Origin of the sequence: Duffyella sp. Ts4, assembly GCF_051851875.1 — a bacterium.
Classification (GTDB): domain Bacteria; phylum Pseudomonadota; class Gammaproteobacteria; order Enterobacterales; family Enterobacteriaceae; genus Duffyella; species Duffyella gerundensis.
Window position 1 is genome coordinate 394,529 of record NZ_JBLYPN010000003.1, and the last position, 15,154, is coordinate 409,682.

The window sequence follows — 15,154 nt, forward strand, 5'->3', positions numbered from 1 at the left end:
CAGCCCTTTCACCGGCTGCCCGATCGTCTCTCCTGCCTGAATCTGTACAGCCTGCACTTAACGGAAATTATCCCTGATCAATAAATCCGCCCAAAAACTAATATCCTGAATACATTGTTTATTAATTAGATACGGTCGTGTCAAATAATGGATTCGTTACCACAATGTTAACTCAAATTTATTTCCTGAACGACTTGAGCTATTTCACTAATCATAATTTTTAAGAAAAAGTCTGATGGTTTTATATTATTCTATGCTTTAATTGCGACAGATAACAAATGGGTGACAGCCACGCAGTAGCTACAGGTAGCCGCTGTGCTGCCGATAACTCAATCAAGCCAGGGGAGGCGCTGTTACTGGATTGCGCGCTTCACGCACCTGTTTTCCGGCAATAAGCGAAATTTCCGAAATAATATTTTTTGAATGCCTCACTGGCAGGGCTCATATTTATTTCACTTAAATATTTATAAGAATGATTAACGTAATCAAAAATTACAGGGTATTAGTATGCGCCTGAAACTTCGCTGGCTTGCACTGCTGAACGTCATGACCATTATATTTCTGGCCAGTCTCTGGGAGTATGGTGCCGAGGCGTGGGTGTCAAAATTATTAGGTCTGAGTTATGACACTGATTTTGAAACTGCTGAGCGGCTGAGGTTTATTATGACTTCGGCTTCCTTTGCGCTGTTGGCCATGGTCGTGCCTGGCCTGCTGGTGGGGGGGCTGATGCGCAAACTGCTGCGCACTGAGCAGGCCGCCACGCAGATGGCGCATGTCGATGAGCTCACCGGCGTGGGCAATCGTCGGGCATTTCAGGTGCGCACTGAACAGCTGGATAATCTTGGCATCGTTTATGCCATCCTGATGATTGACGTCAACGATTTTAAAATTATCAACGACCTCAATGGTCATCATCAGGGCGATGCCACGCTGGTGGCGCTGGCCTCGCTGCTGATGGAGTTTACCGGTCCGCACACCCATGTGTTTCGCATCGGTGGCGACGAGTTCGCTTTGATCACCGTCAGCGACAACACCGATGCGCTGATGGTGGAGGCGGAAGAGATTCGCGCGCGTGCCAGCAGGATCAGCACCGGACCCGCCAGCTTTCTGGGCCTGTCGATCGGCATTGCCCGGTCCACCGATTGCAGCACCTACAGCATTGTTCAGGCCGCCGATTTGGCGATGTATCAGGCTAAAGGCGGCAAAGAATCGCAGCTGGCGCTGTTCACGCCGGATATGGAACGGCAGTTTCGGCAAAAAGAGATGTTCGAGCGCAGCGTGGCTAACGCGGTGCGTAATAATGACGTGGTGCCGTTTTTGCAGCCGATTCTGACGCTGGCTACTGGCAAGCTGGCGGGTTTTGAAATCCTGTCGCGCTGGACGCTGCCCAGTGGGGAAGTGGTCCCGCCGCAGGTGTTTATTCCGGTGGTGCAGAAGCTTGGTTTAATGGATCAGCTGACCGTGCAGCTACTCTGCGCGGTCAGCGTGGTCGCCAGTGAATGGGCCGGTGATTTAACGCTGGCGCTGAATATTACCCCAGAGCAGCTGATCAGACCGTCGCTGACCGATCGCCTTTACACCATTATTCGTGATTCAGGCGCACTGCGGCTGGAGCTGGAAGTCACTGAAAATGATGTGATGAGCATCTCCGATGAGGCACGTCAGGCGATAGAACGGCTGAAAGAGCGCGATATCCGCGTATCGCTGGATGACTTCGGTACCGGCTATTCCAACCTTTCCGTGCTGCTTGGACTGGGCATCAGCAAAATTAAAATCGATCGCTCGTTTATTTCAGCGGGCATGAATAATCGCGAACAGAAAAAGGTGGTGGAAACGCTGCTGGCGTTGTGCCGCGAACTTGGCGTTGAGGTCACGGCGGAAGGCATTGAAGATATCGGCACTCTGATGTGGCTGAAACAGCAGGGCTGCAATTACGGTCAGGGCTATCTGTTCCGCAAGGCGATCCCGGTCAATGAAGCAACCAGCCTGCTGCCGTCGGTGGCGTTTGCCTTGCCGGTCAAGGAGCTTTCGGCCAACGATCATGGCCATGCTGCCCAGGCAGTGTAACGACAATGATCTCACCGGGCGTTCTTCTGCGCCCGGTTTCCCCCTCTGTTTTCACTTCGCAACATCTGCTGGCGAAGAAAGCCCATTTCTTAAGACACAGGTTTACAGTTTTAGATCCGGTTACGATCTATAATTGCGCCTGATATGTTCACGCCGCCCGCAGGTATGCAGGCGCAGCTCCCCCGCCTGTGAAAGGAAGAGGCCAGTCTGATGCTTTCCCGTTTTTTTATCTATCGCCCGGTCTTCGCCTGGGTTATTGCTATTTTGATCATGCTACTCGGCGCGCTCGCCATTACCCAACTGCCGGTGGAGCAATATCCTGACGTTGCACCGCCATCGGTTAACATCAGCGCAACCTATACTGGCGCTTCAGCAGAAACACTTGAAAACAGCGTAACGCAGGTGATTGAGCAGCAGCTCACCGGGCTGGATAATCTGCTCTATTTTACCTCCAGCAGCAGCTCGCAGGGCAATGTGACCGTCACGGTAACCTTTAGTCAGGGCACCGATGCCGATACGGCACAGGTGCAGGTGCAGAACAAAGTGCAGCAGGCGCTGTCCCGTTTGCCGAGTGAAGTGCAGCAGCTTGGCGTCACCGTCACCAAATCACAGTCCAACTTTTTGCTGGTGATGGGGCTGTATGACACCACCGGTAAAAGCAGCAGCAACGATATTGGCGACTGGCTGGTCAGCAACATGCAGGAGCCGCTGGCGCGTACCGCCGGCGTTGGCGATATTCAGGTATTCGGCGGCCAGTACGCCATGCGCATCTGGCTCGATCCTTTCAAGCTGAATTCCTTCGCCTTGCAGCCTTCTGATGTCACCGCGGCCATTCTTGCGCAAAACATTCAGGTCTCGGCGGGCAAAATCGGCGGTCTGCCGTCGCCGAACAATCAACAGCTCACCGCCACGGTGCGCGCGCAGTCGCGGCTGCAAACCCCGGAGCAGTTTCGCAACATCATCGTGAAAAGCGACCGCAGCGGTGCCATCGTGCGCGTTGGCGATGTGGCCCGCGTGGAAATGGGCAGTGAGTCCTATGACATGACCACGCGACTGAATGGCCATCCGGCCGCAGGCGTCGGCGTGATGTTGGCTCCGGGAGCCAACGCACTGAATACCGCCACGCTGGTGAAGCAAACGGTAGAAGAATATCGTCACTCTATGCCCGCGGGTTATGAAGTCGCCTACGCGCTCGACAGCACCGACTTCATTAAAATCTCGGTAGAGGATGTGGTCATCACCCTGATCGAAGCGATTGGGCTGGTAATTGTGGTGATGTATCTGTTCCTGCAAAACTTTCGCGCCACCATCATTCCTGCGTTGGCGGTGCCGGTGGTGCTGCTTGGCACTTTCGGCGTGCTGGCGCTGTGCGGATACACCATCAACACGCTGACGCTGTTTGCCATGGTGCTGGCGATCGGTCTGCTGGTGGATGATGCCATTGTGGTGGTCGAAAACGTCGAGCGCATCATGCACGACGAAGGCTTACCGGCGAAAGAGGCGACGGTGAAGTCGATGCAGGAGATCTCCGGTGCGCTGGTGGCGATTGCGCTGGTGCTCTCTGCGGTATTCCTGCCGATGGCGTTTTTCGCCGGATCAACCGGCGTTATCTATCGCCAGTTCTCGATTACCATTATTGCTGCAATGACCTTCTCCGTGGTGGTGGCGCTGACCTTAACGCCTGCGCTGTGCGGTATCCTGCTGAAGCCGGGCAAGCCGCACAACAAGGGCTTTTTCGGTGGCTTTAACCGCTTTTATGCCGCTACCGAACGCGGCTACCGGCACAAGGTGGTCAGTACGCTGCGGCGACCGCTGGTGATGGTGGGATGCTACGCGGCGCTGGGCGCGGTGCTGTTTGTGATGTTTACCCGTCTGCCCGGCAGCTTCCTGCCAACAGAAGATCAGGGCAGCATTATGCTGCAGGCGACGCTGCCTGCGGGCGCCACCGCCAGCCGCACCGAAGCGGTAAACCAGCAGATTGTTGACTGGTTCCTGCGCGAGGAGAAAGCCAACGTCGACGTGGTGTTTACCATCAACGGCTTTAACTTCAGCGGCGCGGCGCAAAATGCCGGTATGGCCTTTATTAAGCTGAAAAACTGGGAAGATCGTCCCGGCAGCGAAAACTCAGCCGAAGCGATCGCTACCCGCGCCACCATTGCGCTGGCGGCCATTCGCGATGCGCAGATTTTTGCCCTGACGCCACCGTCGGTGCCTGGCCTCGGTCAGAACAACGGCTTTACCTATGAGCTGCTGGCCAGCGGCGGCACCACGCGCGATGAGCTTAACGCACTGCGCGATCAGCTGTTGCAGAAAGCGACGCAGACGCCTGAGCTGAGCGCCGTGCGCGCCAACATTCTGCCGCAAACGCCGCAGCTGCAAATCGATATCGACACCAATAAAGCGGTGGCGCTGGGTTTATCGCTGGATGACGTGACCAGTACGCTAACCAGCGCCTGGGGCGGCGCCTATATCAACGACTTTATCGATCGCGGCCGCGTGAAACGGGTGTACGTGCAGGGCGACGGTCAGTACCGCTCGGCGCCGTCCGATCTCGATAAGTGGTTTATTCGCAACAGTGACGGCGGAATGACGCCGTTCTCCGCTTTCGCCACCACGCGCTGGACCATGGGGCCGGAAAGCCTCGATCGTTACAACGGCTCTGCGTCTTATGAAATTCAGGGACAAAACGCGGAAGGCTACAGCTCGGGTGAGGCGATGGACGCCATAGAGCGGCTGGCAAATGAGCTGCCTGCGGGCACCACCGGCGCCTGGAGCGGGCTGTCGTTGCAGGAGAAACAGGCGGGCGGCCAGTCAACTACGCTGTATGCCATCTCAATTCTGGTGGTGTTCCTCTGCCTGGCTGCGCTGTATGAAAGCTGGTCGGTGCCTTTTTCCGTGCTGCTGGCGGTGCCGCTGGGTGTGCTGGGTACGGTGCTGGCTATCGCGCTGCGCGGGCTCGATAACGATATCTATTTTCAGGTGGCGCTGCTTACCACGGTGGGGCTGACCTCGAAAAACGCCATCCTGATTATTGAGTTCGCCGAAGAGGCGGTGCAGCAGGGACGATCACTCAGCGCCGCGGCGTTGCAGGCTGCGCGCACCCGCCTGCGACCCATCATGATGACCTCGCTGGCCTTTATCGCGGGCGTTATGCCGCTGGCGGTAGCGACCGGCGCAGGTGCTAACAGCCGCATCGCTATCGGCACCGGTATCATCGGCGGCACGCTGGCCGGTACGATACTGGCACTGTTTTTTGTGCCGCTGTTCTTTGTGCTGGTGAAGCGCTACCTGACGCGACACGCCGCTTCTGACAAAACCGCTTAACGGATTATTGGCGCGCCATGCACATTTCCCACGGCGCGCCATAATAGTTACTCACATGCTCGTATCATAACGTTCCGCTAAGTGAGGTTTTCAATGATGTTGTCTCTTGAGAAGCAGGTTGCTCTGGTTACCGGCGCCAGTTCCGGATTAGGCTATGCCTGCGCTGAGGCGTTGGCGGAAGCCGGTGCCAGCGTGGTGATTAACTATCACAGTCAGGCTGAACCTGCCGATGAGCTGGCGTCAAGAATACGCGACCGCGGCGGTGAGGCGATTTCGATAAAAGGCGACGTCTCGAAAGAAGCCGATGTGGATAATCTCATCGAACATGCGGTGGATCGCTTTGGTTCGCTGGATATTCTGGTGGCCAACTCCGGCCTGCAAAAAGATGCTGCGTTTGCCGACATGACGCTGGAGCAGTGGAACGGCGTCATCGATGTTAATCTCACCGGCCAGTTTCTCTGCGCCCGTGCGGCGCTGCGCCAGTTCCGCCGCCAGGGCGCGCGTCCTGATGTCAGCCGCGCGATGGGAAAAATTATTCACATGAGTTCGGTGCATCAGCTGATTCCGTGGGCCGGACACGCCAACTATGCAGCCTCAAAAGGCGGCGTGGATCTGCTGATGCGCACGCTGGCGCAGGAAGTGGGCGAAGAGCGCATCCGCGTGAACAGCATTGCGCCGGGCGCCATTGCTACCGCCATCAACGAAGAGAATACGCAGGGCGATGCGGGGAAAAGGCTGCTTGAGCTGATCCCTTACGGTCGCGTCGGCGAGCCGCAGGATGTCGCCAACGCCGTGGTCTGGCTGGCGAGCGATCTCTCCGATTATGTGCACGGCACCACGCTGTTTATCGACGGTGGTATGAGTCTTTATCCTGGCTTCCGTAATAACGGTTAATCGTTTACCGCGCCCGGTTTTGGCCTGGCGCGGCTTTCATTACGCTCACGGAGGAAAATATGCATCCGATCAGGCAAATTATTGAGGCGTGCGATCGCGCTATTACCGCACAAGATTTCGATACGCTCATGACTTATTACGCCGACGATGCGGCGCTGGTGGTCAAACCGCGCATGATCGCGCGCGGCAAAGAGGATATCCGTCGCGCCTTTGTTGCCATTGCTGACTATTTTCAGGGGCAGCTGCAGGTCGAGCAGGGCGAGATGCAGATTGTTGAAGGCGGCGGTGATGCGCTGGTATTGATGGAAACTGTGCTGCGTTTCCCCGATGGCCACGGTAGCCTGATTGAAACCACGCGCCGCGCAACCTATGTGTTTCGTCAGTCGCCTGACGGAAACTGGCTCTGCACCGTCGACAACTCCTACGGTACCACGCTGCTGGACGGCGAAACCGCCTGAATCGAGGGAGATCCTGATGAAAACACTGATGATATACACGGCAATAGCGCTGTCCGGCGTGGTTACTCTGGCGTCAGCCGCCAACTGGCCACCGGAAACCGGCGCTAAAGTGCCCGGCAATGCGCTTGAGTATCCAACCAAACTGGAGCCGGTGAACCGCTCGCTGCAACAGATGCTGAACGAGGGCGCCACCGTGGTCTCTTCCGGCCTCGGTGAGAACGGGCCGATAGTCACGCTGCACAGCGGAAAAAGCTATGTCATCTGCATGCTGAAGGGGGCCGGAACCGGCTCCGATCAGAATGTCGCCACCTCAAAATGCTATGCCATGAACTAATCTGGCTGCCCCGCGCGGGCGGCTACCACTTCATTTCACCGGTCAATACCTTAGCGCTCAGTTCCAGCGAGCGGGTCTCAGCAAGCTGCGGCCACGCGGCGGTCATCGTTTTGATAACGCCTGCGGAATCGTGGTGTGCGGCCAGCGCTTTCTCCATCTGCTGCAAATAGGTCAGCGTAAAGCTCACTGCCGCATCGCCCTGCGGACGCGCGCCGATAGAGTGACCGGGAATCACCGTCTCAGGATGTCGCTGCTGCATCTCCGTCAGCACATGGCGCCATGATTCACGACTCTGCGCGCTTTGTGTATCGGCGGTCCAGAGATGAATGCCCGACGAAATGCCGGTGCCGCCAAGAATTGCTTTGTTAGCCGGGACCCACAGGTAGGCGGCATAGCTATCGGCATGGCGCAACTCCACCGCTTCACCATCCACGCTGAAGCGTGTTTCGTGTGTCACCTGCGGCACAATCAGCTTTTCAGGCGCGCCTGCTTTCATCTGCGGTCCCCAGTAACTGAGCTTGGCCGCTTTGGTCTCCTCAATGTGTTTTACCACGGCAGGGGATGCCACAACCGGTACCTGCGGGAATGCTTTTACAATCGGTTCCAGACCGAAGTAAAAGTCTGGATCGCCGGAGGTGATGATGATCTGCTTGAGCTGTTTGCCGCTGGCTTTGATCAGTGCAACCAGCTTCTCGCCATCCTGCACGCTGAACTGCGCATCCACCAGAATCGCCTGGTGCGGGCCAGAAATCAGCGTGGAAGAGACCGGAAAAATGCCCTGTTCCTGTGGATTGTATACGTCGAGCTGAAGCGGTGCCGCCATTGCGGGAGCGGCGGCCATCGCCAGAATCAGGGAAGCGGTGCGTAACGTCATTAGGGTCATCCTGTTAATCGGTTGTCGGCGTAGCGAAAATGTGCGGCAGGCCAGCGGTGGCAAGGTGGGCAACCGGGTGCTGCGGCTATTTTGGCGTGCTGTCTGTTGCACTGTGCCTAGTGTAAGGCTTTTGGCTTCTGTTAGAATTCCTGCAATCAGAGATGCTGAGTTTCATAAATCGAGCAGGTGGCATGATGGACAGAGTAACAGCCGCAGCAGTGTTTAACCGGATATGTGAACTGGGCAGCCTGAGCGCGGCCGCGCGTGCGCTGGGCATGTCGCGTCCAATGGTCAGTCGCTATCTGGAGGAGATGGAGAACTGGGCCGGCGCGCGCCTGATACATCGTTCCTCGCGGCGGCTAACCATCACGCCCGCCGGTGAGAAAATCCTGCAGAAAACTGCGCAGCTGACGCGCCTCTCCGAAGAGATTAACGATCACGCTTCGCATAAGGCGATCGCCGGAACCTTGCGCATCGCCTGTGCGCATTTCACCGCCACGCAGATCGTCGGGCCGGTGATCCCGGGCTTTCTGGCGCGTTATCCCGATCTGCGCATCGAAATGGAGATCAACAATCAGCCGGTCAGCCTGATTAGCGAGCGAATTGACGTGGCGATTCGGATCACTGACGCGCCGGAACCTGCGGCTATCGCCCGCCATCTCGGGGACTGTGTATCGGTGGTGTGCGCATCGCCAGGCTGGCTGCAGCGGCACGGTGAGCCTCGAACGGTGGCGGAATTAGCGCAGCACAACTGTCTTTGTTACAGCCGTTTTGCCGGCCAGCTGTGGCATTTCGACGATGAGCAGGGTGAGAAGCTGTCGGTGGCGGTGAGCGGTAACTACAGCGCGGGCATCTCTTCGCTGCTGTGCGATGCTGCGATGGCCGATGCGGGTATCGCTATGGTGCCGGAAATTGAGGCGCGTGCCGGATTGCAGAGCGGTCGGCTGGTGCAGATTCTGCCTCGCTATACGCCGCGACGGCTGGGTATCTATGGCTTGTACATGTCGCGCGAACATACGCCTGCTGCGATGAAACTGCTGCTGGACGAGGTAAAAGCGGCGCTGGTGGCTGATGCGAAGAAGCAATCAGGCACGACTGGCTGAATAATCTCGTGACGAGGCAAAAAGCTCAGGACATGAAAAAGCCGCCCGCAGGCGGCTTCAGCTGTGTAGCACAAACACAACCATCAGATATCGCTGTCATCCGGCGTTCGACCAACCACCAGCTCCAGCGTGCTGCGCAGAATATCCTGTTGCAACACATCCTCGGAACTCTCCAGCGCCGCCAGCAGATGCAAAATAATCGCTTTATTGGTGACGTGACCTTTCGCTGCGGTGATTTCACGAATCGTCGCGCCCAGCACTTCGGTTTCAGTGGTGTAGAGTTCACCGCTGCTTTTAAAGTATTCGAGAATGTCCGCTTCTGATGACTGCTGCTGCATGTGCTTTTTCCTTACCGGGAAAAGCCCGGTTAAACGTTGTCGGGGTTAATGTTTTTTCGCGTCGTCGGCAGGGCCATCATTGTTAAAAAGGTGGCTAACGTTATTGCCGTCGCGAACGTTTACGGACGTAGTGTTATGGCTGGCGCTGATACTGCTACTTACATCGACAATCGCTTGCGAACAGGCTGACTGACGCTCTTCATCAGACTCCTGCGTCGCAATCTGCTGCAGCTGCATAAGCAATGTGGATGCTGAAACGCGCCGACCGTTACTCAACAAGGCCAGCACCGCTTCGCCTACCATAATATCTACCAGTTTTTCGTCTTCACTTCTTTTCATGTCAGCTCCCCCTGAATCGAATTACGCGGCCACTCTTGGTTGGATGCGCAGTGATTACAGGTCCCTGTAAAGGTCGGCAGGGCCTTAACCGTCAGAGCAGAATGGCTCTGGCGGTTAACGTCCCATGATGCTGAACAAGGTCAGAAAGTGTTAACGCGACGTTGGCTACGTTCTTAGCTAACGCCCCTTTAATCATTCGTCCCGAGCGAACAGCATCCGGATCAGCTCCTGATAATGCTTCTCTTCTTCTGCACTGCTGGCGACTTCAAGACGCAGCAGCAGCTTGGTGCAGATAGATTTACGGTTAAGGTTTTTACCTGCGCGCAGGATTTCAACCACAATGCGACCCAGCGTTTCTTGCTGTGAGGGCAGGGCGATGCTGTTGAAGTAACGGGCCATATCGTTCGTTGGTAGGGCACTGTATCCGTCCTGGCGCATGCGTCAGTCCTCTGTGGTTAAAGGTTGTTCATCAAGTTATGTGGCAAAGTTATACAGAATCAGGAAACTTGTACAGTTATTTGCGTTTGTTTTGAGATTTTTATGTGGCAAAAAGTGCTAGCTGTTATATATCAGTTGGTTGGGTGTTTGTGAGTCATTGTACCAGCGCGAGCGGTGTACAACAGGGTGGTGGTTGAAGCCAGTGGGGGCAACGGGTACAGGGCAGGCGTAGAAAGTTGTACAACCTTGTACAACTTTCAGCAGGCAGGCTGAATGTGATGGTCAATATTTCAGGAATTGTCTGAAAATAAGTTTTGTAGCGGGTTAGATGCGGAGAAATATAAAAAAGTACGCTGAAAGCGGCGTTTTATTTAATAAACAATGTGGCGTGAAAATCAATTATTAAACGAGGGGGGAATCAGCGGGAAATAACAACAACCGGGAACCGGATTGGAAGATCGCAACAGTTTGTCAGAGTGAAACATCAACTGCGCCGCGAGATAGCGCAGCCAGCATCAGCTTAACAGTTCTCAGTAAACAATGACTTGCAGTGGGGGCAGAGCATGGTATGCCCCTGGCTTTTTTGCTTTTCCGTCTGGCAGGAGTACATTTTACATACCGGGCATTTAATGCCGGGTTGCTGTTTTTTAACCAGACTTAAGAACCATTGCAAATGCGTCATGACAAATCCATTGATTGCGTTTCGCGCACCTTAACACAAATCAACGCAGGGGATGACATTTCACGCTGCTGAGCGCGGAATAAACGCAGCGGCAGCGGAGATCGTTATTCGCGACTGCCGTTGCGTTATTTGGTCATGGGCGCCACGGCAGCACCCCTGCGGGCAGCCGCGATGACAGCAGGGTGGCCAGGCCCATAAACAGCAGCACAAGCGCAATCATCAGGCAGCCAGTAGCAGCAGCAAGCGTTGCTGACCCACCTTCATCCAGCGCAATTATCAGCGGCCCCAGCGTTTCGGTATCGGCGGTCACCAGCAGCACCGACACCTGAATTTCATTCAGTGCGGTGAGAAACACCAAAATTGCCCCTGCCATCGCCGAAGGCGCCGCCAGCGGTAGCAAAATATCCCACATGCGCCGTAAAAAATGGGCCCCTGCCAGCTGCGCGGCTTCATCCAGCGCCCGATCGATCTGCGCAAAACCGGCCAGCGTAGGCCGTAATACCAGCGCAAGGAAGTTAGAGAGATAGGCGGCAAGAATGATCCACACCGTGCCGTAAAGGCTGATATTCAGCACCGGCAGCGGCTTGAGGAAAAAAAGGATGGCGGCAATGCCGGTGACGATGCCAGGTAAGGACCAGGCAATTTCACTGGAGAGCTGCAGCAGGCGCACCAGCCGCGTGCGCTGCCAGCTGATCCAAAAAGCCATAAAAAGCGCGGCCAGGGTCAGCAGGATGGCTGTTAACAGCGTCAGCCACAGGCTGGTAAAAAAGGCGTTGCGGATAGCGGGAAAGCCCCACAGTGCGGTGGCGTAGTTATCCAGCGTTAAGGTCGCCCAGCTTAGCGGCTGACCGAATCCACGGGTAAGTGACGTGCCCAGCAAGGCAGAAAGCGGCAGCAGCAACGTGATCGCCATCCACAGCCAGGCAGCGATGCTTACCGCTATGCGTCCGCGACCCAGCGGCTGCTGATGATGACGCGGCGTGCCAACCACGCGCACATCGCGACTGCCGCCCAGCTTCTGACTGACCATCAGGCCAGTCAACGTCATTACGGCGATTAGCAGTGACAACACCGCCATATCGGGTAGCGCTTCGGGCCCCAGGCTGTTGAGCCGTTGATACACCAGCGTAATCAACGTGGGTACATGGCCGGGAATGCCTAACATCGCCTGAATACCAAAGTTACCGACTGAGGCGACAAACGCCAGCGCAGCACCGGCAAAGATCGCCGGACGGGCCAGCGGCAGGATCACCGAAAACAGCAGGTAAGCTGGCGACGCGCCGGTTATGCGAGCCGCTTCCACCAGCTCTGCGGGCACCCGTCGCAGCCCGGCGCGCACCGACAGAAAAACCAGCGGCGCGCCATGCAGGCCGAGCAGCAGCACAATGCCGCCCGCTGAGTAGAGCGGTTGCTCACCCGCGGCTGGCGCAAGCCCGCTTACCCGCAACAGATCAAAGAGCGGACTGCTCGGCGAGATCGCCTGAATCCACGCCAGCGCGGTGACCTGCGGAGGAATCATTAGCGGCAGGATAAACGCGAACACCCAGCTCTGTTTTCCAGGCATGTCGGTCAGCGCCACCAGCCAGGCGGCCACCAGGCCAAGCAGCATGGCGATGAGCGTCGCCGCCAGGGCGATCCACAGCGTGTTAAACGCCGCTTCACTGACGCGTCTGCTGGCAATCAGCCGCAGCAAACGGGTTAAATCCAGCGAGCCTTGCGGAGCTAACGCCGCCCATAACAGCCGTAGCAGCGGGGCGATCGAAATCAGCGCAATGACCAGCACCAGAAACCAGAGGATCAGCTGCTCGCTGCCGGGCAATTTAGCGCGCCAGTCAGCGGGCTTTCGCGGCAGCAGCATTGAGAGCAGGCTCACGCTTACCCTCCAAACAGGTCGGTGAATTCAGCACGTACTGCCTTGTCTTCCACTACCGCTTTATCGCTGTCCAGCGGCAGCAGCTTTATCTGCCCGAGCGGCGGAAAACCTTCTGGGGCGGTGACACGCTCGTCAACCGGGCGATCGCCTTTCTCCCTGACCAGCTGCTGACCGCGCTCGGAAAGCATGAAATCGACAAAGGCTTTGGCCGCGGGCAAATTATGGTTGCCTTTAAGGATAGCGACCGGCTCGGTGACAAATGACACGCCTTCACGCGGATAGATCACGTCCACCGGCGAGCCCTGCTTCTTCGCGCGAATCAGCTCGGCGTCGGTGATGATGCCATATTTTGCCGTACCGCCCGCCACCGCCTTGAGCGCCGGGCCGTTGCCGCCCTGTGGGTGAATATCGTTGGCGGCCAGCTTCTGATAGAACGGCCAACCCAGCGAAGGCGTGTTGATCAGCGTGTGCAGGTGATAGAGCGCCGCGCCGGAATAGAGCGGACTCGGCACCGCCACCTGGCCTTTATTTTCCGGCAGGGTCAACGCCAGCCAGCTGTCGACAGGTTTTGCCGTGGTGGTGTTATAGCCGATGGCGGTGGCGATGATTTTGGTACCAAAAAAAGCCTTATCCTTGTCGTAAAATGCCGGATTGATGTGGCTGACCGGCGCAGCGTCATAGGTCAGCAGCGCGCCTTCTTTCTTCAGGGCGCCGAGATTAATGGCATCCGCCACCAGCAGCACATCGGCCTTTATGCCACCGCTCATCTGCTCGGTGCGCAGAACGTTCATCAGCTGCGTAGTGCCGTTGCGCGTCCAGGAAACGTCAATATTGGGCTGAGCCTGTTTAAAGGCATCAATGGTCTGCTGGGCAATTTCGGGCGCTTGCGAGGTATAAATCACCAGCTTACCCGCAGGAGCATCAGCGGCCTGAGCAGGAATAATGAAGCCGAATGCGGTCGCGCTCAGCAGAGCGAAAACGGTGTGACGAGCTTGATACATGGTCAGGGAATCCTTACGCAGAGGTAAAAGAGGGAATAATCCAGCCGTTGTTCAACGTGAGCGGCAATGTGTCGCCGGGCCGCAGCCCGCCCGCGTTCGGTAAATGCAGCGCCAGCCTCGCGCCCGGCACGCGGTTCGGCTCCACGTCGATCTGGCTGTAGCTACCGCGATAGATGATGCGTTTAATCGTGGTGCCAAAAGCGATGTCATCCTGTTTTGCAGGGCGCAGATCGTCCGCATGCAGGCAGGCGATGCCCGCGGGCTGCGCGGATTGTTGTGCGTGACAGCGTAACCTGTAGCGCTGTCCGGCCAGCTGTACGCTGGCATAACCGTCGCCCAGCGGCTCAATATCGCTGATCGGCATCAGCCGGCCATCGTCAATAAAGGTGGCGGCCATCTCATTGGCCGGTTCGCGATAAAGCTGCTGTGGTGTCGCAAACTGCATTATTTCACCCTGATCCATCACCACGATGCGGTCGGCAATCGCCATCGCCTCCTGCTGATCGTGGGTGATATAAACCAGCGTGGCGCCGGTGTGCTGATGAAAACGGATAAATTCCTCTTCCATCGCGGCGCGCAGGTGTACATCAAGATTGGCCAGCGGTTCATCAAGTAACACCACCTGCGGCCGGGCAACCAGACAGCGGGCGAGGGCGACGCGCTGGCGCTGGCCACCGGAAAGATCGGCAGGGGAACGCCGGGCAAAGGCGGAAAGTCCGACCATCGCCAGCGCCTCATCCACGCGTTGCTGGCGTTCAACGGCGCTGACGCCGCTGACCTTGAGGCTGTATTCGACGTTGCCCGCCACCGTCATGTGCGACCAGAGAGCGTAGCTCTGGAACACGATGCCAAGGTCACGTTTCTCTGGCGGCAGATGAAACTGCGGTGAGGAGCAGAGCCGATCGCCAAGCATTACAGTGCCGGTCTCCAGCCGTTCAAATCCGGCCAGCACGCGCAGCAGGGTGGTTTTTCCACAGCCGGAAGGGCCCAATACCGCGACGATTTCGCCCTGCGCAATCTCCAGCGAAATGGCGTTGAGCACCCTGGTGCCGTTATAGGATTTGGTAAGCTGATGAATATGGATAGCGGATGCGGGCAAAGCAAACTCCGGTAACAGGGACTGAGCGACCGTTAAGAAAATACGGCCTGAAAATGACAGAAAGGTGACAGGGGAGGTGAAGCGTATCAGCCGGAACAGCCCTTCTTAGTTACAGCATACAATTAAGCGTTCGTCTTAAGTGTTTAACTACAGCGTTAAACTCGACAGGCTAAACAGGACAAAGCGGGATCGGTAAAATGCACAAAATGGCCAACCTGCCGGAGTAAAACCGCAAGGAGGGTTCACTTCCTGGTCAGAAAAGGCATAGTAATGCGCTGAGGTCACCACGGCGGCAGCATCCTGCCTGACTATGCCGCTTTTCATTCGCCC

General features: G+C 56.7%; 13 protein-coding genes. 6 read left to right on the top strand and 7 right to left on the bottom strand.

Features of this window, described 5'->3' with window-relative positions:
* Positions 1-507: 507 nt before the first annotated feature.
* From ACJY2L_RS07280 to ACJY2L_RS07300, 5 genes are all read left to right on the top strand, one after another.
* The gene (locus ACJY2L_RS07280) at positions 508-2,067 is read left to right on the top strand and encodes a putative bifunctional diguanylate cyclase/phosphodiesterase (RefSeq protein ID WP_439213419.1); all 1,560 of its coding nucleotides are present in this window, start codon (positions 508-510) and stop codon (positions 2,065-2,067) included.
* Between the two features lie 210 nt (positions 2,068-2,277).
* The gene (locus ACJY2L_RS07285) at positions 2,278-5,391 is read left to right on the top strand and encodes an efflux RND transporter permease subunit (protein ID WP_439213420.1); all 3,114 of its coding nucleotides are present in this window, start codon (positions 2,278-2,280) and stop codon (positions 5,389-5,391) included.
* 93 nt (positions 5,392-5,484) lie between these two features.
* Positions 5,485-6,285: an SDR family oxidoreductase gene (locus ACJY2L_RS07290; protein ID WP_439213421.1), complete on the top strand. Its 801-nt coding sequence runs from the start codon at positions 5,485-5,487 to the stop codon at positions 6,283-6,285.
* Positions 6,286-6,344: 59 nt separating this feature from the next.
* The gene (locus ACJY2L_RS07295; protein ID WP_439213422.1) at positions 6,345-6,743 is read left to right on the top strand and encodes a YybH family protein; all 399 of its coding nucleotides are present in this window, start codon (positions 6,345-6,347) and stop codon (positions 6,741-6,743) included.
* 16 nt (positions 6,744-6,759) lie between these two features.
* Positions 6,760-7,077: a hypothetical protein gene (locus tag ACJY2L_RS07300; protein WP_439213423.1), complete on the top strand. Its 318-nt coding sequence runs from the start codon at positions 6,760-6,762 to the stop codon at positions 7,075-7,077.
* Between the two features lie 22 nt (positions 7,078-7,099).
* Here ACJY2L_RS07300 and ACJY2L_RS07305 read toward each other — a convergent pair whose 3' ends face one another.
* Positions 7,100-7,951, bottom strand: a complete 852-nt coding sequence (locus tag ACJY2L_RS07305) for a Vmh family MBL fold metallo-hydrolase (protein WP_439213424.1) — start codon at positions 7,949-7,951, stop codon at positions 7,100-7,102.
* A 194-nt stretch (positions 7,952-8,145) separates the two neighbouring features.
* On the opposite strand from ACJY2L_RS07305, the gene ACJY2L_RS07310 reads away from it, so the two are divergent.
* Positions 8,146-9,054 (top strand): LysR family transcriptional regulator, encoded by a 909-nt coding sequence (locus tag ACJY2L_RS07310; RefSeq protein ID WP_439213507.1) that lies wholly within the window; start codon positions 8,146-8,148, stop codon positions 9,052-9,054.
* An 83-nt stretch (positions 9,055-9,137) separates the two neighbouring features.
* Here the strand turns inward: ACJY2L_RS07310 and ACJY2L_RS07315 are convergent, their stop codons facing one another.
* The 6 genes from ACJY2L_RS07315 to ACJY2L_RS07340 form a co-directional block, all read right to left on the bottom strand.
* The gene (locus ACJY2L_RS07315) at positions 9,138-9,392 is read right to left on the bottom strand and encodes a biofilm/acid-resistance regulator YmgB/AriR (protein WP_209502769.1); all 255 of its coding nucleotides are present in this window, start codon (positions 9,390-9,392) and stop codon (positions 9,138-9,140) included.
* 45 nt (positions 9,393-9,437) lie between these two features.
* Positions 9,438-9,731 carry a hypothetical protein gene (locus tag ACJY2L_RS07320; protein ID WP_439213425.1) on the bottom strand — a complete coding sequence of 98 codons (294 nt, stop codon included), beginning with the start codon at positions 9,729-9,731 and terminating at the stop codon, positions 9,438-9,440.
* A gap of 192 nt (positions 9,732-9,923) precedes the next feature.
* The gene (gene ycgZ / locus ACJY2L_RS07325; RefSeq protein WP_439213426.1) at positions 9,924-10,169 is read right to left on the bottom strand and encodes a regulatory protein YcgZ; all 246 of its coding nucleotides are present in this window, start codon (positions 10,167-10,169) and stop codon (positions 9,924-9,926) included.
* Between the two features lie 815 nt (positions 10,170-10,984).
* Positions 10,985-12,709: an ABC transporter permease gene (locus ACJY2L_RS07330; protein ID WP_439213508.1), complete on the bottom strand. Its 1,725-nt coding sequence runs from the start codon at positions 12,707-12,709 to the stop codon at positions 10,985-10,987.
* A gap of 17 nt (positions 12,710-12,726) precedes the next feature.
* Complete coding sequence (locus ACJY2L_RS07335) at positions 12,727-13,725, bottom strand: ABC transporter substrate-binding protein (protein WP_439213427.1); 999 nt, start codon at positions 13,723-13,725, stop codon at positions 12,727-12,729.
* Positions 13,726-13,738: 13 nt separating this feature from the next.
* Positions 13,739-14,824, bottom strand: coding sequence for an ABC transporter ATP-binding protein (locus tag ACJY2L_RS07340; RefSeq protein WP_439213428.1), 1,086 nt, complete (start codon positions 14,822-14,824; stop codon positions 13,739-13,741).
* Positions 14,825-15,154 lie beyond the last annotated feature (330 nt).